The sequence below is a fragment of the Stutzerimonas azotifigens genome, assembly GCF_013522725.1.
In the GTDB taxonomy this organism is placed as follows: Bacteria; Pseudomonadota; Gammaproteobacteria; order Pseudomonadales; family Pseudomonadaceae; genus Stutzerimonas; species Stutzerimonas azotifigens_A.
Window position 1 is genome coordinate 39,630 of record NZ_JAAMRF010000015.1, and the last position, 19,146, is coordinate 58,775.

Annotated in this window: 18 protein-coding genes; 12 read left to right on the plus strand and 6 right to left on the minus strand. The window is 62.3% G+C overall.

Features of this window, described 5'->3' with window-relative positions:
- The first annotated feature begins 66 nt into the window (after positions 1-66).
- From G7026_RS21935 to G7026_RS21955, 5 genes are all read left to right on the plus strand, one after another.
- Entirely contained in the window at positions 67-624 is a 558-nt protein-coding gene (locus G7026_RS21935) for a hypoxanthine-guanine phosphoribosyltransferase (RefSeq protein WP_181073185.1), read from the plus strand.
- A complete protein-coding gene (locus G7026_RS21940; RefSeq protein WP_181073186.1) occupies positions 624-1,100 on the plus strand; it encodes a WbuC family cupin fold metalloprotein in 477 nt (158 codons plus the stop codon). Before G7026_RS21935 ends, G7026_RS21940 begins: the two co-directional genes overlap by 1 nt.
- Positions 1,101-1,473: 373 nt before the next feature.
- Positions 1,474-3,213, plus strand: a complete 1,740-nt coding sequence (locus G7026_RS21945; protein WP_181073187.1) for a DUF1302 domain-containing protein — start codon at positions 1,474-1,476, stop codon at positions 3,211-3,213.
- A gap of 122 nt (positions 3,214-3,335) precedes the next feature.
- Positions 3,336-4,700 carry a DUF1329 domain-containing protein gene (locus tag G7026_RS21950; protein ID WP_181073188.1) on the plus strand — a complete coding sequence of 455 codons (1,365 nt, stop codon included), beginning with the start codon at positions 3,336-3,338 and terminating at the stop codon, positions 4,698-4,700.
- Between the two features lie 235 nt (positions 4,701-4,935).
- On the plus strand, positions 4,936-7,557 hold the full coding sequence (locus G7026_RS21955; RefSeq protein ID WP_181073189.1) for a LuxR C-terminal-related transcriptional regulator: 2,622 nt from the start codon (positions 4,936-4,938) through the stop codon (positions 7,555-7,557).
- A 14-nt stretch (positions 7,558-7,571) separates the two neighbouring features.
- Here G7026_RS21955 and G7026_RS21960 read toward each other — a convergent pair whose 3' ends face one another.
- The 6 genes from G7026_RS21960 to G7026_RS21985 form a co-directional block, all read right to left on the minus strand.
- A complete protein-coding gene (locus G7026_RS21960; RefSeq protein WP_181073190.1) occupies positions 7,572-8,375 on the minus strand; it encodes a SirB1 family protein in 804 nt (267 codons plus the stop codon).
- A gap of 193 nt (positions 8,376-8,568) precedes the next feature.
- Positions 8,569-8,847, minus strand: coding sequence for a DUF3509 domain-containing protein (locus G7026_RS21965; RefSeq protein WP_181073191.1), 279 nt, complete (start codon positions 8,845-8,847; stop codon positions 8,569-8,571).
- Between the two features lie 128 nt (positions 8,848-8,975).
- The gene (locus tag G7026_RS21970; protein ID WP_181073192.1) at positions 8,976-9,239 is read right to left on the minus strand and encodes a YebG family protein; all 264 of its coding nucleotides are present in this window, start codon (positions 9,237-9,239) and stop codon (positions 8,976-8,978) included.
- A gap of 90 nt (positions 9,240-9,329) precedes the next feature.
- Positions 9,330-10,160: an SDR family oxidoreductase gene (locus tag G7026_RS21975; protein WP_181073193.1), complete on the minus strand. Its 831-nt coding sequence runs from the start codon at positions 10,158-10,160 to the stop codon at positions 9,330-9,332.
- A 73-nt stretch (positions 10,161-10,233) separates the two neighbouring features.
- Positions 10,234-10,698, minus strand: a complete 465-nt coding sequence (locus G7026_RS21980; protein ID WP_181073194.1) for a multidrug transporter — start codon at positions 10,696-10,698, stop codon at positions 10,234-10,236.
- Between the two features lie 110 nt (positions 10,699-10,808).
- Positions 10,809-11,267, minus strand: a complete 459-nt coding sequence (locus G7026_RS21985; RefSeq protein WP_181073203.1) for a DciA family protein — start codon at positions 11,265-11,267, stop codon at positions 10,809-10,811.
- A gap of 84 nt (positions 11,268-11,351) precedes the next feature.
- Between G7026_RS21985 and G7026_RS21990 the strand changes: the two genes are divergently transcribed.
- The 7 genes from G7026_RS21990 to G7026_RS22715 form a co-directional block, all read left to right on the plus strand.
- On the plus strand, positions 11,352-12,275 hold the full coding sequence (locus G7026_RS21990; RefSeq protein ID WP_181073195.1) for a M23 family metallopeptidase: 924 nt from the start codon (positions 11,352-11,354) through the stop codon (positions 12,273-12,275).
- A gap of 105 nt (positions 12,276-12,380) precedes the next feature.
- The gene (gene secA / locus G7026_RS21995) at positions 12,381-15,119 is read left to right on the plus strand and encodes a preprotein translocase subunit SecA (RefSeq protein ID WP_181073196.1); all 2,739 of its coding nucleotides are present in this window, start codon (positions 12,381-12,383) and stop codon (positions 15,117-15,119) included.
- Between the two features lie 125 nt (positions 15,120-15,244).
- Positions 15,245-16,462: a bifunctional glutamate N-acetyltransferase/amino-acid acetyltransferase ArgJ gene (gene argJ / locus G7026_RS22000; protein ID WP_181073197.1), complete on the plus strand. Its 1,218-nt coding sequence runs from the start codon at positions 15,245-15,247 to the stop codon at positions 16,460-16,462.
- A 123-nt stretch (positions 16,463-16,585) separates the two neighbouring features.
- Positions 16,586-17,218 (plus strand): glutathione S-transferase family protein, encoded by a 633-nt coding sequence (locus tag G7026_RS22005; RefSeq protein ID WP_181073198.1) that lies wholly within the window; start codon positions 16,586-16,588, stop codon positions 17,216-17,218.
- Positions 17,215-18,156, plus strand: a complete 942-nt coding sequence (locus G7026_RS22010; RefSeq protein ID WP_181073199.1) for a Nudix family hydrolase — start codon at positions 17,215-17,217, stop codon at positions 18,154-18,156. The genes G7026_RS22005 and G7026_RS22010 overlap by 4 nt, the downstream gene beginning before the upstream one ends.
- Positions 18,157-18,327: 171 nt before the next feature.
- Positions 18,328-18,891 carry an alkyl hydroperoxide reductase subunit C gene (gene ahpC / locus G7026_RS22015; protein ID WP_138410119.1) on the plus strand — a complete coding sequence of 188 codons (564 nt, stop codon included), beginning with the start codon at positions 18,328-18,330 and terminating at the stop codon, positions 18,889-18,891.
- Between the two features lie 122 nt (positions 18,892-19,013).
- Positions 19,014-19,146 (plus strand): hypothetical protein (locus G7026_RS22715; protein WP_258190402.1); only part of this gene is annotated, 133 nt, incomplete at its 3' end.

A 19,146-nucleotide genomic window follows, 5' to 3' on the forward strand; every position in this document is an offset into this window, starting at 1 on the left:
ACCTGGCGGTAATGGCTGCTAGGCTGGTTGCCTGTCCGCACCTGCACTTCTGGAGAACCAAGCATTATGCCCGCCGAGCTCGCACATATCCGCCAAGTCATGGACGAGGCCGACTGCCTCTACACCGAAGCCGAGGTGGAGGCGGCGATCGACCAGGTGGCCGAGAAAATCAACGGCGAGTTGGCCGAACGCAATCCGGTAGTGTTCTGCGTGATGAATGGTGGACTGATCTTCGCCGGCAAGTTGGTGACCAAGCTGGGTTTCCCGCTGGAGCTGTCCTACCTGCATGCCACGCGGTACCGCAACGAGACCAGCGGTGGTGAGCTTTTCTGGAAAGCGAAGCCGGAGATATCCTTTATCGACCGGGACGTGCTGATCATCGATGACATTCTCGATGAAGGCCATACGCTGGGGGCGATCATCGACTTCTGCCATCACGCCGGCGCCGCAGCGGTTCATACCGCGGTGCTGATCGACAAGGATCATCAGCGCAAGGCGCGCCCCGACCTCAAGGCGGACTTCGTCGGGCTGAGCTGCATCGATCGCTATATCTTCGGCTACGGCATGGACTACAAAGGCTACTGGCGTAACGCGGCCGGTATCTACGCGGTAAAAGGTCTGTAATGAGCGCGCCGCGCTACCTGGACCAGGCGCTCTTCGATGACCTCGCGGGCGCCGCCCGGTCCAGTACACGGCGACGCCATCATCACGCGTTTCATCAGATGAGCGAACCCTGCCATCGCTTGGCGGTGGGGCTGCAGCCCGATACCTATATCGCGCCTCATCGCCACCTCGAAGCCGATAAATCGGAAGGCATCCTGGTCCTGCGTGGTCGACTCGGTCTGCTGGTGTTCAATGACGCTGGCGCGGTGGTCGAACGGCGGATCCTGGAGGCCGGCGGCGAATGTGTCGGTGTTGACCTGCCTCCGGGGACCTTTCATGCATTCGTCGTGCTTGATGCCGACACCATGATGTTCGAGTGCAAGGCCGGCCCTTATCGCGCTCCCGAGGGGGCCGAACGACCAGACTGGGCACCGCATGAGGGCGACCCGGACGCGCACCGCTATCTCGCCTGGATGCGCCAGCAGTTCGAGAGCTGATCGGTTTCGGCTGTTTCCTTTCACCCCATCCGCAAGTGCTTGGTAACGCTTTATGCGCAAGGGCAATCGCCTGCGCGTGAATGTGAGCGGTCACGTCTCGTCGCGACGCAATTGCCTCGCGGGCCTGGCGTCCCGTGGCCTGCGATGCCCCGCCCCGGCCACCGCCGATGCGCTGTGCTTTGCAGGGGTGGGCTTCGGCACTAAGCTCGATGGAACCTGCCAGCCGCCCTTGGCGAAATGCAGCTCCGCGAGCCAGTGCTGGGAAGGGTATTCATACTAAAGAATTACAAGACAAATCAAACCTTAGTGCGCTTAACCGCTTTCTACCGTCTGGTTAGGGTTAGCTCACATTAGAACCAACCAGGAGTGCCGTATGACAACAACAAAAAGGCAAGGATTCTTCCAGCCAAAACTGCTCGCCGTTGCGATTGCACTGGGGACTGCCACCCCGGCCTTCGCAGTGAACTTCAACATCGGTGAGATCGAGGGGCAGTTCGATTCGTCCATGTCCATCGGCGCTAGCTGGTCGACCACCGATCGCGACATGGATCTGGTCGGCGTGACCAATGGCGGTACCGGCTACACCCAGACGGGCGATGACAACCGTCTGAACTTCAAGAAGGGCGAGACGTTTTCGAAGATCTTCAAAGGCGTTCATGACCTGGAACTGCGCTATCGCGACAGCGGCGCGTTCGTTCGCGGCAAGTACTGGTACGACTTCGAACTGAAGGACGAGAGCCGGCTGTTCAAGGACATCAGTGACAGTAATCGTAAGACCGCGGCCCAGTCTTCGGGCGCGCAGATCCTCGACGCCTTCATCTATCACAACTACGTGGCAGGCGACCTGCCCGGCACCGTCCGCTTCGGCCGCCAGGTGGTCAGCTGGGGCGAAAGCACCTTCATCGGCAACTCGATCAACTCGATCAACCCGCTGGACGCCGCCGCCCTGCGTCGTCCGGGTGCCGAACTCAAGGAAGGTCTGATTCCGGTGAACATGGTTTACCTCTCCCAGGGTTTGTCTGACCAACTGAGCGTCGAAGGCTTCTACCAGCTGGAGTGGGACCAGACCATCGTCGATAACTGCGGAACCTTCTTCGGGTCCGACGTGCTGGCCGATGGCTGCGACATGAACTATACGGTGGGCACCACCTCGTTCAGCCCTGCCCAACAGGCTGCACTGCGTGCGGGCTTTGGCATCGACACGACCTCCGAAGGTGTGGTGGTAAGACGTGCCGGTGACCGCGATGCCCGGGACTCCGGGCAGTACGGCGTAGCGCTGCGTTGGCTGGCCGACGCCGCCGAGTACGGCGTGTATTTCATGAACTACCACAGCCGTACTCCCAACGTGACCCTGCAGAACGCGGATCTGGCCAGCATCGGCGCTGCGTTGGGTGCAGGGGCCAGCGCCCAGGCGGTTCTGCTCGGGAGGGGTTCCTACTATCTGGAATACCCTGAGGACATCCGGCTTTACGGGGCCAGCTTCTCGACGACGCTGCCGACCGGGACGGCATGGTCGGGCGAGATCAGCTACCGTCCGAATGCACCGCTGCAGATCAATACCACCGATTTGACGCAGCGTCTGGCGACCTCTGTCGTCGCTGGCGGAGCGGCGGCGGCCGACCAGGTTCACCGCGGCTACAACCGCAAAGAGATGACCCAGCTGCAAACCACCTTCACTCACTTCATCGATCAGGTGCTGGGCGCAGGCCGGGTCACCTTGGTGGGTGAGATCGGCTACCTCCATATCGGCGGCCTGGAAAGCAAGAGCGACCTGCGTTATGGGCGTGATTCGATCTACGGTCTCGATAACGCTCGATACGGCAACGACGGCTTCGCTACAGCCGACTCGTGGGGCTACCGCCTGCGGGGTTTGGCCAACTACAGCAACGTGTTCGCAGGTGTGAACCTGACGCCGAACATTACCTTCTCGCATGACGTCCACGGCTATAGCCCGGTGTTCAACGAAGGCTCCAAGGCTGTCAGCATCGGCCTGGATGCCGAATACCAGAACACTTACACCGTCAGTCTGTCGTACACCGATTTCTTCGGCGGCGACTACAACACCCTGGTTGACCGTGACTTCCTCGCACTCAGCGTGGGCATGAACTTCTAAGGAGGTCTGTTCAGTTACAACGCCAGGCCGCAGGAACGCCTCCGGGTATTTCTGCTGGCCGATCGGCGAGCGATACGCAAGGCCTCTGACCAAAAACAAGATTAACGAGGAAGTGGAATCGTATGAAAACAACAACGAAGCTGATCAGTGCGCTGGCTTTCTCCCTGCTCGCCAGCAGCGTGATGGCGGCCGTTTCGCAAGAGGAGGCGGCCAAGCTCGGCAGCACCCTGACCCCGCTGGGTGCCGAAAAAGCCGGCAACGCCGCGGGCACCATTCCCGAGTGGACGGGTGGCCTGCCGACCAACGCCGCGCCGCTCAAGTCCTCCGGCCATATCGGCAATCCTTTCGCCAACGAACAACCGCAATTCGTGATTACGGCGCAGAACGTCGAGCAGTACAAGGACAAGCTGTCCGCCGGGCAGCTGGCCATGTTCAAGCGCTATCCCGAAACCTACAAGATGCGGGTCTTCCCGACCCACCGCACGGCTGCGGCGCCCGATGCGATCTACGAGGCAGCGAAGAAGAGCGCGCTGAACACTGAACTGATCGAAGGCGGCAATGGCCTGCAGAATTTCACCGATAGCCGTTATTACGCCTTCCCGATTCCGAAGAACGGCCTCGAGGCCATCTGGAACCACTTGACCGCCTACCGTGGTGGCAACGTGCGTCGCAACATCGTCCAGGCCACCCCGCAGACCAACGGCAGTTATACCCTTGTGTCCTTCGAGGACGAGGTGGCGTTCCCCAGCGAGATGACCGACCTCGATCCAGAGCGGGCGAAGAACGCGCTGCTGTTCTTCAAGCAGCGGGTAACGGCGCCGTCGCGCCTGGCCGGTAACGTGCTGCTGGTCCACGACTCGATCGACCAGGTCAGGGAGCCGCGCCAGGCCTGGATCTACAACGCCGGTCAGCGTCGTGTGCGTCGCGCGCCGCAGGTGGCCTACGACGGTCCCGGTACCGCCGCCGACGGCATGCGCACCACCGATAACTTCAACATGTTCAGCGGCGCGCCGGACCGCTACGACTGGAAGCTGGTCGGCAAGCGCGAGCTGTACATCCCCTACAACAGCTACGAGATTGCCTCCAGCGACCTCAAGTACAGCGACATCATCAAGGCCGGCCACGTCAATCAAGACCTGGCTCGTTACGAGCTGCACCGCGTGTGGGAAGTCGAGGCCACGCTCAAGCAGGGTGAGCGCAACATTTATGGAAAGCGTCGATTCTTCATCGACGAAGACACTTGGAACATTGCCCACTCCGAGCTATACGACGGCCGTGGTCAGCTCTGGCGGGTCGGCGAGGCCCACATGATCCAGTACTACAACCTGAAGGTGCCGACCTACGCCTTCGAGGCGCTGTACGACATCATTTCCGGTCGCTACATCGCGATCGGCATGTCGAACGAGGAAAAACCACACCAGTACGGATACAAGGCTTCCGCTCGCGATTTCACGCCAGCGGCGCTGCGTAACGCTGGGGTACGTTGATCGAGAGGTATTCGATTGCTGGATAAGGCGGCCATTTGGCCGCCTTTTTTGTGTTGAATAGGAGGATAGATGATACTTGTTGGCCATTAAGGCCATCGAACAATAATGCGAACGACGGCCCGGCGACGTTAGGCAGTAATGCGAAGAGGGCGGCCAAAAGGGAGGCCGCCTCCTTTCATATCCGTATGCCCGCGACGCTTTTCAAGGGATTGTCTCGAGCAGAGAGAAGGTAGCCATGTCCGTACGCCTCAGTCTTGGTGCCATCAATGCGTCCGCCCCCGCCCCGCTGCATGTCGCAGGCGTGCCCCGACTGCCGCCCCTGCATCTGCCTCGCCCTCGTCTGGCCACATCACTGCTGACGGCCGATTGCCGTCTACGCCTGATCTGCGCGCCGGCAGGTTTCGGCAAGAGCGTGCTGATGAGCGAGTGCGCGCGCCAGGCTCCATCGGACATGCAGGTCATCTGGCTGGATCTGGGTGGTCGGTCGTTCACCCCTGAAGATCTCTACACCCGATTGAGTCTCGCCCTCGGCTGTTCCGGTGAACGGCATGGCCAGATGCAGGATGACCTGATCGCGCTGCTCGGACGATCGCATCGGCCGTTGTGGATCATGCTCGACGATTACCCGCGGCACGTCAGCCCGGACCTCGATCAATGCCTCGATGCGCTCATCGAGCAGGGCCCTCGCTCGCTTTCTTGGTGGGTCAGCAGTCGCCGTCAGCCGGCCTGGAAGCTGCCTCGCCTGCTGTTGCAGGGCGACCTGCTGGAGGTGGAGGCCGAAGCACTGGCGCTGACCGCGGACGAACTGCGACGGTTGCTTGAAGCGCAGGGGCATCGGCTGCCGAGCGACACCTTCGACGAGCTGATGCGCACCACCGAAGGATGGCTGGCGGGCGTCTGTCTGTTGTTGCTCAACGCCGACGAGCAGGCTCTGCGCGAGCGGCTCGGGGCGGGCACGCCGTTGCTGCGCGATTACATCCACCGTGAAGTGCTCGACGGCCAGGGCGAAGATGTGCGTCGCGCACTTTTCGCATTGGCCCGCATGCCGCGTTTCTCGGCCGAGCTTTGCGACCATGTGCTCGAAGGTGGCGGCAGCGATCTGTTGCAGCTGCTCAAGACCTTCCAGCTCTTCGTCCATCAGGTCGACAGCTGCGGCCAGTGGTATCGGCTGTGGCGTCCGCTCGCGCTGATCCTCCAGCGTCTGCCCGAGGCGGTGCTGCCCACCCAGGTTCACCTGCGCGCCTGCCAGTGGTTCGCCAGTCGCGGGGAGATGCGCGAAGCCGTCGAGCATGCCCTATGGGCGGGACAGCCGGAGGTGGCGGCCAATTACCTGCAGCGCTTCGGTCAGGAGCAGTTGCTGATCGGGGAAAACGTCTCGCACTTCCTCAAATGGCGCAGCGAGCTACCCCATGCGCTGTTTGCCAGCACCACCCGCCTGATTGTTCTTCACGGCTGGGCGCTGGTCATCTGCGCGCGGCTGGACGAAGCCGAAGAGTGCCTGGCCGATTTGGCGAAGTTCTTCCCACAACCCGATGCGCGGCGGCAGACGCAGTTGCTGGCCCAGTGGCAGGCGCTACGTGGTTTCGTTGCGCGCTTGAGGGGTGAGCCGGGCGCGCGCGAGCATTGCCTGCAAGCACTCGAGGTGTTGGCCGACAATGCCTGGGCTCAGCGCGTGCTGTGCTTCCAGGCCTTGACGCAGCAGTCGATGGCAGAAGGGCGGTTCGATCTGGCGCAGCATTACAACAGCGAAGGTATGAAGCTGGCGCGCCTCAAGGGCAGCGTGCTTTACGAAGTCATGTTGAGTACCGACCGCATCCAGCTGTTGGAAATCACTGGCGAGCTGGACCGCGCCGTCGGTGTGCTGGATGAGGCTTTGCTGGCCCTGCGCGATACCGTGCGCCATAGCCCGATCCTCGGGCGGTTGCAGTTGTTGCAGGGGCACTTGCTGTCCTATCAGGGGCTCGACGAAGGCGCGCGTGTCGCCTATCAGAAAGGCCGTGTGGAGACCGAAACCTGCGGCGATTCCTATGCGTTCTATGGCTACCTGGGCCTGGCCGAACTGGCGGCGCGCACCCAGGACTTCACCGCAGCCTATCACTGGCTACGCGAAGCCGAGCGGCTGATGCAGTGGCGGCACGTGCCTGAAGCACGTTTTCGCGGGTTGCTGCTGTTGCTGACGGGCGTCGCCTGGCTGCATCAGGGCGAACTGAAGAAGGCGCGCGGCGCGCTGGCCCAGGTCGAGGAGCTGTATCGGGGCGGCGACTACCTGCCTCCTTCAGGATTCTACGAGCTGATACCGCGTCTGCAGCGCTATCTGGCCGTGGCCGATGTGCTCGAAGGGCATGCGGGGGAGGCGGTGGTTCGGCTGCGCGAGCTGATCGAGCGATCTGTGCAGGCCCAACAGCTGGGGCTTGCCTGTGAGTGCCGCTTTACGCTCGCCGAAGCCTACGCAGCGGCAGGGCGGCCAGCCGAAGCGGAGGTGGAACTGGGCAGGGCGCTGGCTGAAGCGGCCCGGCAGAAGCTGGTCAAGCCGCTCTACGAATTTCAGCTCCGTCAGCCTCAGTGGCTCGCTCGCGTGTTGCCTGCGTGCCGCGGCGAAAGCCTGAGGGAACGCTTGCTGCAATACGAGCAGGAGGTCGAAGAGCCTGCCGTCCCGGCTGATGAGAGCGTGCTCAGCAACCGTGAGTTGACGGTGCTCAAACTGATCGCCCAGGGTTGCTCGAATCTGGAGATTGCCGAGCAACTGTTCATCTCGCTGCATACGGTGAAGACCCATGCTCGGCGGATCAACACCAAGCTGGGTGTTGCCCGTCGTACCCAGGCCGTCGCCAAAGCCAAGGCGCTTGCGCTGCTCTGAGCAAGGGCGATGCGCTAGTGGAAAGCGAGCGGTCGCTGGAGCGAACGTAGACGCTGCGTCAGCGCGATGCGCTGCATCGGGTCTTCGCTGAGCAACAGGGCGTGCTCGAGATCGAAGCGCTCACCTTGGGGGCATTCCAGCAGGCGATAGAGGTCAGCCCGCGCCAGATGATCGTTCAGTGTTGGCGAGCCGAGTTCGATGACCCTTTCGGCATCGCGCAGCGCCGCCAGCGGGTCTGAGGTCTGCTGATGAAGCTGGCGCAGGTTGCGCGACAGGCGCTGCACCAGATAGCGGGCATCGCATGGGAGCAGGTGGTGCGCTTGCAGGGCCAGTCCACCCTTGAAGTAGCGGTCGAGCAGGGCTTGGCACTCTCGCGGATAGAGGCGCCGTCCCGTGCAGGGGTCGAGTAGATGGTCACTGCCCGGCGCCTTGAGCAGGACATGACCCGGGAAATTGACTCCAACCAGCGGGATCTCCAGCCGTCTTGCCAGCTCCAGGGCAATGATCGCGATCGACAGCGGTTGTCCCAGGCGTCGCCGTAGCACCAGATCCACTCGCGCCGCCCGGGGCAGCAGCGGGCGATCGTCGTCCTGGTGAAAGCCCAGAGCGCACAGTTGGCGAAGCAGTGGCTGGGCCAGTTCGCGAGGCGGCAGCACGGGGAGCATTGCATCCAGCTGCAGGCAAAGCTGCGACAGGCTGGCCTGCACCGCGTCGATATCCAGCGAGCGGTCATGTTCGACGGCTACCCAGAGCGAGGCACCGAAAAGGTCCGGCGGCTTACGGTTCAGGCATTGCAGGCAGGCGTGACGAGGGTTCATGAGAACTCCATTGGAGGCCTCATTCATCAAAGCTCGCCGAGGCGGTTTCGTCCAGCGTCCGGCTCTCCTTCGCGCGGACGTGGCGAAACCAGCACGCGTTCGCATGGAACGGTACAGGGGTAGAAAGGTTGTTGTTGTTCTTATCGTAACGAGCGGATCACGCGAGGCAGCCTGCAGGCATCAGGCTGTTGGATCAGGCCATGGCCGATTCGGGCATCTGGCGGCCGCTGGACGCGGCGACCTTGGACGACGAATCGCCGCGCTCGATCGCCAGGCTCATGCTCAAGCTGGTGATCAGGCGCTGCAGCTTTTCCTGATCCTGCCACTGTTCTGCGGACATGAAACGCTTCACCGCAACGCCGTTGTCATCCGAAAGCGTCAGCAGAATGCTGCCGTCGGGCTTTTCGATGCTGAAGTTGACTCGGTACTTGGGCTGGAACACGTCACTGATCAGTTTGAAAGGACTGTTCATGCTGATTACCTGTATAGGTGGCTGCCAGCAGTGGACCCAAATACGTGGTAACAGTTTCCCGCAGCCTGGCCTTTCGTCCGAGCGGTGGCCACCCCGCAGGCGCCGAATGACGGCGCGGGGCTTGCGTGTCAGGTCGCGCTGTCGTCCGTAGGCAATTCAGAGAGCGCCTCGGGGCTGCTCTTGAATGCCTTGGCGAAGAGCTCGCGATGCCTGGCCATATAGATGCCGACATCTTCTGTCTGCTGTTCGGTCAGCGACGGCACCGCCTTGTGCAGGACCGTAGCGAGCGCCTCGGCCAGTTCCAGCATCTTGTCGTAACGGTCAGCTTCGGCTTTATCCATGAATAAACGCTCCAGATCCCGGCTGCTGCGGTACACCACTTCGACGGCCATTTGCCACCTCCGCTCCATTGGTAAGTGATTCGCTAGATGCGATAGCTGTTCATTTATACAGTAAAATGAGTTGCGCGGCGAGCGCTCCTCTCATGGTCGCTCGTTCAGCCCGAAGCGCTTTTTCAGCAGGGCGTCGATCACGGTCGTTGGCATCCAGCGCGCCAGCATTGGCAGCGCGCGGCTGCCGTTGCCGATGCGTAACAGACGCGGCCGCTTGGGCCTGGCTATTGCGGCGATTACCGCATCGGCCAGCTCCCGTGCTGGTGTAGGGTTGTCCTGCGAGGCGCGCGCTCGGGCATGGATTCCATTCCTGAATGGCCACCAGGGCGATGCCTCGCTCACCAACTGATCTACCTGTTCGCTGGCGTGCTCGCCGAAACGCGATGCGATGGCACCGGGCTGGACTTCCATCACGTCGATGCCGAATGGTGACAGCTCGAGGCGCAAGGCTTCGTTGATCGCGTGTATCGCCGCCTTCGAGGCGCAGTAGGCGCCCGCGTAGGGCGTGACGAGCACGCCCGAGACGCTGCCGATGTTGATCACCAGGCCGCTCGTCGTGCGCAGCAGACCGAAACAGGCGCGGGTCAGTTCGACGGGGGCGAAGACGTTGGTTTCGAACTGTCGGCGCAATGCTTCGGCGCCGCCATCGAGCAACGGCCCCATGGCGCCGTAGCCGGCGTTATTGATCAGCACGTCGAGGCGGCCTTCCTGTGCGGTCAGCGCTGCTGCCAGCGAGGCGATCATGTCGGCGTCGTTCACGTCGAGCCGCCAGGAGACGAACCCTGCCGCGTCGAGTGCCACCAGGTCGGACGGTTTGCGGGCCGTGGCCCATACGCGGTATCCCGCCGCCTGGAAGGCCTCGGCAAGCGCCAGGCCGATACCGCTGGAGCATCCGGTGATGAGCGCGACGGGGATCGGCATGGGCAGCCTCCTGCTTATATTAGGAATGACCGCAGCATAGCGATTGCGAGCCTCGGCTGTCTTGCGGGGCTGCTCAGTCGGCGAACTTGCCTTGCAGGCGCTCGGCGCGAAACTCCAGCGAGCTGGCTCGGTACCCCGGGCGCAGGGGTGGAGTCGGCAGGCACGTCTGCCAGTTCTGGCCTGGCTGCAAGTCACCTGGCCCCTGGTAGCGCGGCGACTCGAAGGCTGAGGTCACCAGGTCCAGCTGGCTGCCCGGGGTGAAAGCGGTGATATCCCAGCGCAGGCTTTGCAAGGGTTTGTCGCTGAGATTGCGCAGTTGAACCTGCAGCGGGCGCTCAGCCGGGCAGCTGGTCGGTGAGTAGTTCATGCGCATCTCCAGGCGCGCCAGCAGCTGGTTCTCGCGGTGTTCCTGCCAGAGGACCCAGGCTGCGACCAGGCCGAGACCGGCCAGAGCGCCGAGCGAAATCGGCAACGCCCGTAGCGGATAGCGGATGAGCAGTACGAACCAGGCCACGACGAGCAGAGCGCCGATCAGCATATATAGCCTCCTGAGGTGAGCGGGTATGTCGGCAGAGCGAGTCGACACATCCTAACGTGCCCAGGAACGTGCGGTAACGAGCTGACGGGAAACAGGTGTCTCTGCGGGTTTCAGCGCTCAGGCGTCTGCGTGTGGCTGGCCAGCCGTTCGAGCGCGGCGCGCAGTCGCGGATCGGAAATTCCTTCGGCAGTTGCCTTGATATTCTCCGATGCGCCGGCTGAAATCGTCGTTATGCGACCGGCTGCACGCCTTTGGACGTCGGGCGGTTGCACCTTGAAATGTATTTTCGTTAAGGTCCCGAACTCTTCGAATGCCTGCAGTTGGCGCAATAGCCGACGTTGTTGATAGCGCAGCCGGGTAGCCCAGTGACCATCGGTAACGATCAACAGCAGGGCGCCCTGCTGCCAGGTCGCCACGCGGCAGTGTTCCCGCGCGGCGGGTTGAAGCTGGCTTTCCAGCAGCTGTTGCAGTTTGGCGAGCCGTTGAGCTTCGCCGAACAGGGCCCTGAGTGGCTTCGCTTCGCGCAGCAGCGCGGCGGAAGCACGGGCCGGCAATGGACGAAAAGACATGGCAGGACGCCTGGGAATGAACAGCCGGCATGGTAGCAGATCATCGTTGCCGGCCTGCGTCTTCACTTGAGGGACTACGACTACATGCACATCATCATGCTGAGCCGCCGTAACGGCGCGACGCGATCACTTCACCTCGACCTGCGTCTGCTTTGCGGTGCGCTGGCCGGCGTGTTGCTTTCGGTCGCAGCCGGTGGTGCCGCGCTGGGGTCCTGGATGACCCCTACTGTTCAGGCGCCGGAACCGCACGGTGCTGCGCAGTTGCTCAGCGAGCAACTGGCCAGAATCGACACCACCCGCGAGGACGCCCAGCGTCAGCTCGATGCCTTCAGCCTACACGTCGCCGATCTCCAGGCGCGCCTGACGCGCCTTGACGCGCTGGGCGAGCGCCTGACCGAGCTGGCCGACCTGGACGCCAGCGAATTCGACTTTTCCCTTGATGTCGGGCGTGGCGGCCTGGAAGAGCCAGTGGAGGGAGTGGACTATAGCCCCCCTTCCTTTATGCAGGCGCTCGACGAGCTGGCGTTGCGCCTCGACAGCCGCGAGCAGCAGCTCGAAGTGCTGGAGCAGCTTCTTGCCGACCGGCGTGTCAGCGAAGCGGAGAGCCTCTCCGGTCGTCCCGTGATGCTCGGCTACGTGTCCTCGCCTTTCGGTCGACGCAGTGATCCGCTAACAGGACGGCTGAGTTCCCATAACGGCATGGATTTCGCTGCCAAGGCAGGCAGCGAGGTGCTTTCCGTGGCCGCCGGCGTGGTTACGCGTTCCGAGCGCAGCGGGGCATACGGCAATCTGGTGGAGGTCAGTCATGCCGAGGGCTACACCACGCTGTATGCACACAACCAGAGCAACCTGGTACAGGTTGGCGATCTGGTGCAGCGCGGTCAGGCGATAGCGCTTGTCGGCAGTACAGGGCGTTCCACGGGTGCACACGTGCATTTCGAGGTGCGCAAGGATGGCCGTCTGGTCAATCCGGCCAGCTATATCGCCCGTGCTGGCACAGCGCAATAAGGTCGCTTTCCTCAAAACGGTTTCCGAGTAGAATGCCCCCTTCGCACGAAACCGTGGCGGCCCGCGGTCGTGCCCTCCATCCCCAGAGTGGAAGTTTTTGCCGATATGTTTGCGCCTTTGTTGAAGAAACTCTTTGGAAGCAAGAACGAGCGTGAAGTCAAACGCATGCTCAAGGCGGTTCAGGCCGTCAATGCGCTCGAAGAGCAGATGATCTCGCTGTCGGACGAACAGCTCAGAGGCAAGACCGAAGAGTTCAAGGCACGCCTCGGCAAGGGCGAAACCCTCGACCAGATCCTCCCTGAAGCTTTCGCCGTATGCCGCGAGGCAGGCAAGCGCGTGATGGGCATGCGCCACTTCGATGTACAGCTGATCGGTGGCATGACGCTGCATGAAGGTCGCATCGCGGAAATGCGTACCGGTGAAGGCAAGACCCTGGTGGCGACACTGGCTGTCTACCTGAACGCGCTCGAAGGCAAGGGCGTGCACGTCGTGACCGTCAACGACTATCTGGCTCGCCGCGACGCCAACTGGATGCGCCCGCTGTACGAATTCCTCGGCCTCTCGGTCGGTATCGTCACGCCGTTCCAGCCGCCGGAAGAAAAGCGCGCCGCCTATGCTTCCGACATTACCTACGGCACGAACAACGAATTCGGCTTTGATTATCTGCGCGATAACATGGCCTTCAGCCTGGAAGACAAGTTCCAGCGCGAGCTCAACTTCGCGGTCATCGACGAGGTCGACTCGATCCTCATCGACGAAGCACGTACCCCGCTGATCATTTCCGGTCAGGCCGAAGACAGTTCGAAGCTCTACCAGCAAATCAATCTTCTGATTCCCCGGCTGACCCAGCATATCGAGGAAGAAGAGGGCGTGGTGACCCAGGAAGGTCACTTCAGTATTGATGAGAAGACCCGCCAGATCGAACTCAACGAGCAGGGCCATCAGTATGTCGAGGAGCTGCTGACTCAGGCCGGCTTGCTGGCCGAAGGCGAGAGCCTCTACTCCGCGCACAACCTGGGCCTGCTGACCCATGTGTACGCGGCATTGCGCGCGCACAAACTGTTCCATCGCAACGTCGAATACATCGTGCAGAACAACCAGGTGCTGCTGATCGACGAGCACACCGGCCGCACCATGCCTGGCCGCCGCCTGTCCGAGGGCCTGCACCAGGCCATCGAGGCCAAGGAAGGACTGCCGATCCAGGCCGAAAGCCAGACCCTGGCGTCCACCACCTTCCAGAATTACTTCCGCCTGTACAAGAAGCTCTCCGGCATGACCGGCACGGCTGACACCGAGGCGTTCGAGTTCCATCAGATCTACAACCTGCCGGTCATGGTGATCCCTACCAACAAGCCGCTGGCGCGCAAGGATTTCAACGACCTGGTTTACCTGACCCAGGAAGAGAAGTTCGCCGCGATCATCAAGGACATCCAGGAGTGCCGGGCCCAGGGGCGGCCTGTACTCGTCGGTACCGCCACGATCGAAAGCTCCGAATACGTCTCGAATCTGCTGCAGCAGCAGGGCATCGAGCACCAGGTGCTCAACGCCAAGCATCACGACAAGGAAGCCGAGATCATTGCCCAGGCTGGTCGGCCGGGTGCGGTGACCATTGCCACCAACATGGCCGGTCGTGGTACCGACATCCTGCTCGGCGGCAATTGGGAAGTCGAAGTGGCCGCGCTGGAAAACCCGAGCGAGGAGCAGGTCGCGCAGATCAAGGCCGACTGGCAGAAGCGCCATCAGCAGGTGCTCGAAGCGGGCGGCCTGCATGTGATCGCGTCCGAGCGTCACGAGTCGCGTCGTATCGATAACCAGCTGCGTGGCCGCGCCGGCCGTCAGGGTGACGCCGGTTCCAGCCGCTTCTACCTGTCGCTCGAAGACAGCCTGATGCGCATCTTCGCCTCCGACAGGGTGAAGAACTTCATGAAGGCGCTGGGCATGGAGTCGGGCGAGGCGATCGAGCATCGCATGGTCACCAACGCCATCGAAAAGGCCCAGCGCAAGGTCGAGGGGCGCAACTTCGACATGCGCAAGCAGTTGCTCGAATACGACGACGTGGCCAACGAGCAGCGCAAGGTGATCTATCACATGCGCAACAGCCTGCTGTCTGCAGGAGACATCGGCGCGACGATCGCCGAGTTCCGCGAGGAAGCGCTGACCGCCGCCATCAACGAGCATATTCCACCGCAGTCGCTACCCGAGCAGTGGGACATCTCCGGTCTGGAGTCGGGCCTCTACAGCGATTTCGGGTTGCAGTTGCCGATCCAGCAGTGGCTGGACGAAGACGAGAAGCTCTACGAAGAAACCCTGCGCGAACGCATCATGCAGGCGTTGCTCGCGACCTATCAGGAGAAGGAAGAGGCCGCTGGCAGCGAAGCGCTGCGCACTTTCGAGAAGCAGATCGTGCTGCGCGTGCTCGACGACCTGTGGAAGGATCACCTGTCGACGATGGATCACCTGCGTCACGGCATTCACCTGCGCGGTTATGCGCAGAAGAACCCCAAGCAGGAATACAAGCGCGAGTCGTTCACCCTGTTCCAGGAATTGCTCGAATCGATCAAGCGCGATGCCATCCGCGTGCTCTCTCACGTGCAGGTGCGCCGTGAGGATCCAGTCGAGGAAGAAGCGCGTCTGCGCCGTGAAGCCGAGGCTCTGGCCCAGCGCATGCAGTTCCAGCACGCCGAAGTATCGGCCCTGGATCAGCCCGAGCACGAGCCGGAAGTGGAGGGCGATGTCGCCGTCGTACCGTCGCCGGTACGCACCGAGCCCAAGATCGGCCGCAACGAGCCTTGCCCCTGCGGTTCCGGCAAGAAGTACAAGCACTGCCATGGCCAGGTGAACTGATCCGCTAAGCCCGCCTGTGACCCACGCGCCGCGACCGGCTCTGCTGCTCGCGGCGTTTTTGAATCCATTCGCGCCGAACAGGTCTGACTCGTACCTTTCGGCTTCACTGCTTCAGGAGCGCTTCCATGCCTGTCGGTCTCGGTCCACTTCCCACGCTGCACCCGGTTCCCGGCTTCGAGCTCGGTATCGCCTCGGCGGGAATCAAGCGGCCCGGCCGCAAGGACGTGGTGTTGATGCGCTGCGCCGAAGGTTCCACCGTCGCCGGCGTGTTCACCACCAATGCCTTTTGCGCGGCACCCGTGGTGCTGGCCAAGAAGCGTGTCACCGGCAGTGTGCGCTACCTGCTGACCAACACTGGCAATGCCAACGCCGGCACCGGCGAGCCCGGCATGGCTGCAGCGATCCGTACCTGTGCCCGTCTGGCCGAACTGACCTCGGTCGAGGAGGGCGCGATCTTGCCGTTCTCGACGGGCGTGATCGGCGAACCGCTACCGGTGGAAAAGATCGAGGCCGCGCTGCAAGCGGCACTCGCCGACCTGTCACCCGACAATTGGGCTCAGGCTGCCAGCGGCATCATGACCACCGACACGCTGCCCAAGGGTGCCAGCCGCCAGTTCGAGCATGACGGCGTGACGGTCACCGTGACCGGCATCTCCAAGGGCGCAGGCATGATCCGCCCGAACATGGCCACCATGCTCGGCTACATCGCCACCGATGCCAAGGTCGCCCAAGGCGTACTGCAAGACTTGTTGCGCGATGCGGCAAACAAGTCGTTCAACCGCATCACCATCGACGGCGACACCTCGACCAACGATTGCTGCATGCTGATCGCTACCGGCCAGGCGCAGCTGCCGGAGATCGGCCAGGCGTCGGGCCCGCTGTTCGCCGCGCTCAAGCAGGCGGTGCTGGAGGTGTCCATGGAGCTCGCCCAGGCGATCGTCCGCGACGGTGAGGGTGCGACCAAGTTCGTCACGGTCAAGGTCAACGGCGGCGCGACCCATCAGGAATGCCTGGACGTCGCTTACGCGGTCGCTCACTCCCCGCTGATCAAAACCGCACTGTTCGCTTCCGACCCTAATTGGGGCCGCATTCTCGCGGCAGTCGGCCGTGCCGGTGTGGCGCAGCTGGATGTGAGCAAGATCGATGTCTTCCTTGGCGATGTATGCATTGCCAGCAAGGGTGGGCGTTCGGCCAGCTATACCGAAGAGCAGGGCGCGGCGGTGATGGCCGAAAGCGAGATCGGTATCCGCATCGAACTCGGCCGTGGCACCTGCAGCGAAACGATCTGGACCACCGACCTGTCTCACGAATACGTCAAGATCAACGCCGAATATCGCACCTGATCGCACCCTGGCCGCTTCGCTATTCCGGTTGCTCATGGGGTCATGAGCAACCGGAATTTGCCGTCAGGGACGCGGCCCTCTAATGTCCGCTGACCTTCAACCCCTCACATGAGGAGTTTCGGCATGGCCCTGAAACTGGTGATCGGCGACAAGAACTACTCATCCTGGTCGCTGCGCGCCGCCCTGGCGCTGGAGTTGGTCGGCGAGCCCTATGAAGAAATCGCGGTGCGGCTCTACCAGGCGAACAGCCGCGCTCGTCTGCTGAGCCATTCGCCCACTGGCAAGGTGCCGGTGCTGGTGACCGAGGCCGGTCCTGTTTGGGATACGTTGGCCATCGTCGAATACCTGGCCGAGCGCTTTCCCGAGACGCATCTGTGGCCGCGCGGCGAGTATCCGCGTGCCCTGGCCCGCAGCATCTGCGCCGAGATGCACAGCGGATTCACCGCGCTGCGCAGCCATCTACCGATGGACTTGGCCCGCGACCAGGCGTTGGACGAGATTCCTGGTGAGGTTCAGGCCGACATCGAGCGGGTCTGCGCCATCTGGTCCGATTGCCGTGAGCGTTTCGGCGAGGACGGTCGTTACCTGTTCGGCCATGTGAGCATTGCCGATGCCTTCTACGCCCCGGTCGCCGCACGTCTGCGCAGCTATCAGGTGTCGCTGCCCGAGCCTGCGGCCACCTATGTCGATACGATTTATGGCTGGCCGGCCTTCCAGCGCTGGCGCCAGGCGGCTCTGCATGAGGTGCGCGGATGAAGCGCGTCCATGTAGCGGCCGCGGTGATCCGAGGCGCCGAGGGGCGCGTTCTCATCGCCAAGCGGCCCGAGGCAGTGCACCAAGGCGGGCTGTGGGAGTTTCCCGGTGGCAAGGTCGAGTTCGGCGAGACCGTTCGCGATGCTCTGGTTCGTGAGCTGCGCGAAGAACTGGCTATCGAGGTCAGCGCCGCTCGGCGGCTGATCCAGATTCGTCACGACTACCCGGACAAGCATGTGTTGCTTGACGTCTGGGAGGTCACCCGCTTCGAAGGCGAACCGCAGGGGGCCGAGGGCCAGCCACTCGCATGGGTGGCGCCGGACGAGTTGCCAGGATATGCCTTCCCCGCGGCCAATCAGCCGATCATCACGGCGGCACGGCTGCCTGATCGCTACCTGATCACACCTGACGATGTTTTTCCCGACGCCCTGTTGGCCGGCGTCGACCGCGCGCTCGAGCAGGGCATAACATTGATCCAGTTAAGAGCTCCGGCGCTGTCCGCAGCCGATTACCGGGAATTGGCCAGCGAGGTGTTGGAGCACTGTGCAGGCCGCGCGAAGCTGTTGCTCAAAGGGCCGTTGGATTGGTGCGATGATTTTTCCGGCGCGGGCTGGCACCTGACCGCTCGGCAACTAAAGGCACTGGCCGGATGTGAAGAGCGCTTTCGGCCGCCGGGATGGCTCGCTGCTTCCTGTCACGATGCCGAAGAGCTCGCGCTGGCAGACCGGCTCGGCGTGGACTTCGTCACGCTGTCGCCGGTATCGCTGACACTCAGCCATCCCGAGGCAACACCGCTCGGCTGGTCTGGCGCGGCGCAGCTGCTCGCAGGCTTCAACAAGCCGGCCTACCTGCTGGGTGGCTTGACCCTTGCGGACACCGAGCAGGCGCGGGAGGCAGGCGCGCAGGGTCTTGCCGCCATTCGTGGGCTTTGGCCTGGCTGAACCTATCGAAGGGTTTTCGGTCGACTCAGAGCTGTGTCACTCTTTGCGCTGCCGGGTTGTTGGATAGAGGAAAGCAATCGTCCCTATTCCAGCAATCAATCAGCCATGGGCAACTGGCTGGGTTAAGGTTACCGCCACTTACTGTTCTCAACCCTGAAGGAGTCTTTACTGATGTCCGTGATCAACACTCAAATCAAGCCGTTCAAAGCCCAAGCGTTCAAGAATGGCAAGTTCATCGAAGTGACCGAAGCCGATCTGAAGGGCAAGTGGGCCGTTTTCTTCTTCTACCCGGCTGACTTCACCTTCGTTTGCCCGACCGAACTGGGCGACGTCGCTGATCATTACGAAGAGTTCCAGAAGCTGGGCGTAGAGATCTACTCGGTATCCACCGACACCCACTTCACCCACAAAGCCTGGCACGACAGCTCCGAAACCATCGGCAAGATCCAGTACACCATGCTCGGCGACCCGACCATGCAGATCAGCCGCAACTTCGAAGTCCTGCGTGAAGACCAGGGTCTGGCTAACCGCGGTACCTTCATCGTCGACGCCGACGGCATCATCCAGGCTGTCGAAATCACTGCCGAAGGCATCGGCCGTGACGCGTCCGACCTGCTGCGCAAGGTCAAGGCTGCCCAGTACGTCGCTTCCCACCCGGGCGAAGTCTGCCCGGCCAAGTGGAAGGAAGGCGAAGCCACTCTGGCTCCGTCCCTGGACCTGGTTGGCAAGATCTAAGCAACCGAAAGGTTGTTCGCTTCGGAGGCCGCCTGGCGGCCTCTTTAGCCCGAACGCCCGGGCGGTCTCCGTTCCGGGCGTTTTCATGACCAGATTTTAATGTCTCAGAGGTAACGCCAGTCATGTTGGACGCCAATCTTAAAACTCAGTTGAAGGCCTACCTGGAAAAGGTCAGCCTGCCGTTCGAGATCGTCGCCTCCCTCGATGACGGCGCCAAGTCCCGTGAGCTGCACGGGCTGCTCGAAGACATCGTCG

Bases quoted from the DNA above. Each gene is read 5' to 3' on its own strand.
- ahpC (WP_138410119.1), top strand. From the start codon at position 18,328: ATGTCCGTGATCAACACTCAAATCAAGCCGTTCAAAGCCCAAGCGTTC.
- G7026_RS21955 (WP_181073189.1), top strand. From the start codon at position 4,936: ATGTCCGTACGCCTCAGTCTTGGTGCCATCAATGCGTCCGCCCCCGCC.
- G7026_RS21940 (WP_181073186.1), top strand. From the start codon at position 624: ATGAGCGCGCCGCGCTACCTGGACCAGGCGCTCTTCGATGACCTCGCG.
- G7026_RS21985 (WP_181073203.1), bottom strand. From the start codon at position 11,267: ATGTCTTTTCGTCCATTGCCGGCCCGTGCTTCCGCCGCGCTGCTGCGC.
- G7026_RS22010 (WP_181073199.1), top strand. From the start codon at position 17,215: ATGAAGCGCGTCCATGTAGCGGCCGCGGTGATCCGAGGCGCCGAGGGG.
- G7026_RS21980 (WP_181073194.1), bottom strand. From the start codon at position 10,698: ATGCTGATCGGCGCTCTGCTCGTCGTGGCCTGGTTCGTACTGCTCATC.
- G7026_RS21950 (WP_181073188.1), top strand. From the start codon at position 3,336: ATGAAAACAACAACGAAGCTGATCAGTGCGCTGGCTTTCTCCCTGCTC.
- G7026_RS21935 (WP_181073185.1), top strand. From the start codon at position 67: ATGCCCGCCGAGCTCGCACATATCCGCCAAGTCATGGACGAGGCCGAC.
- G7026_RS21960 (WP_181073190.1), bottom strand. From the start codon at position 8,375: ATGAACCCTCGTCACGCCTGCCTGCAATGCCTGAACCGTAAGCCGCCG.
- G7026_RS21975 (WP_181073193.1), bottom strand. From the start codon at position 10,160: ATGCCGATCCCCGTCGCGCTCATCACCGGATGCTCCAGCGGTATCGGC.
- G7026_RS21965 (WP_181073191.1), bottom strand. From the start codon at position 8,847: ATGAACAGTCCTTTCAAACTGATCAGTGACGTGTTCCAGCCCAAGTAC.
- G7026_RS22005 (WP_181073198.1), top strand. From the start codon at position 16,586: ATGGCCCTGAAACTGGTGATCGGCGACAAGAACTACTCATCCTGGTCG.
- G7026_RS21970 (WP_181073192.1), bottom strand. From the start codon at position 9,239: ATGGCCGTCGAAGTGGTGTACCGCAGCAGCCGGGATCTGGAGCGTTTA.
- argJ (WP_181073197.1), top strand. From the start codon at position 15,245: ATGCCTGTCGGTCTCGGTCCACTTCCCACGCTGCACCCGGTTCCCGGC.
- G7026_RS21945 (WP_181073187.1), top strand. From the start codon at position 1,474: ATGACAACAACAAAAAGGCAAGGATTCTTCCAGCCAAAACTGCTCGCC.
- G7026_RS21990 (WP_181073195.1), top strand. From the start codon at position 11,352: ATGCACATCATCATGCTGAGCCGCCGTAACGGCGCGACGCGATCACTT.
- secA (WP_181073196.1), top strand. From the start codon at position 12,381: ATGTTTGCGCCTTTGTTGAAGAAACTCTTTGGAAGCAAGAACGAGCGT.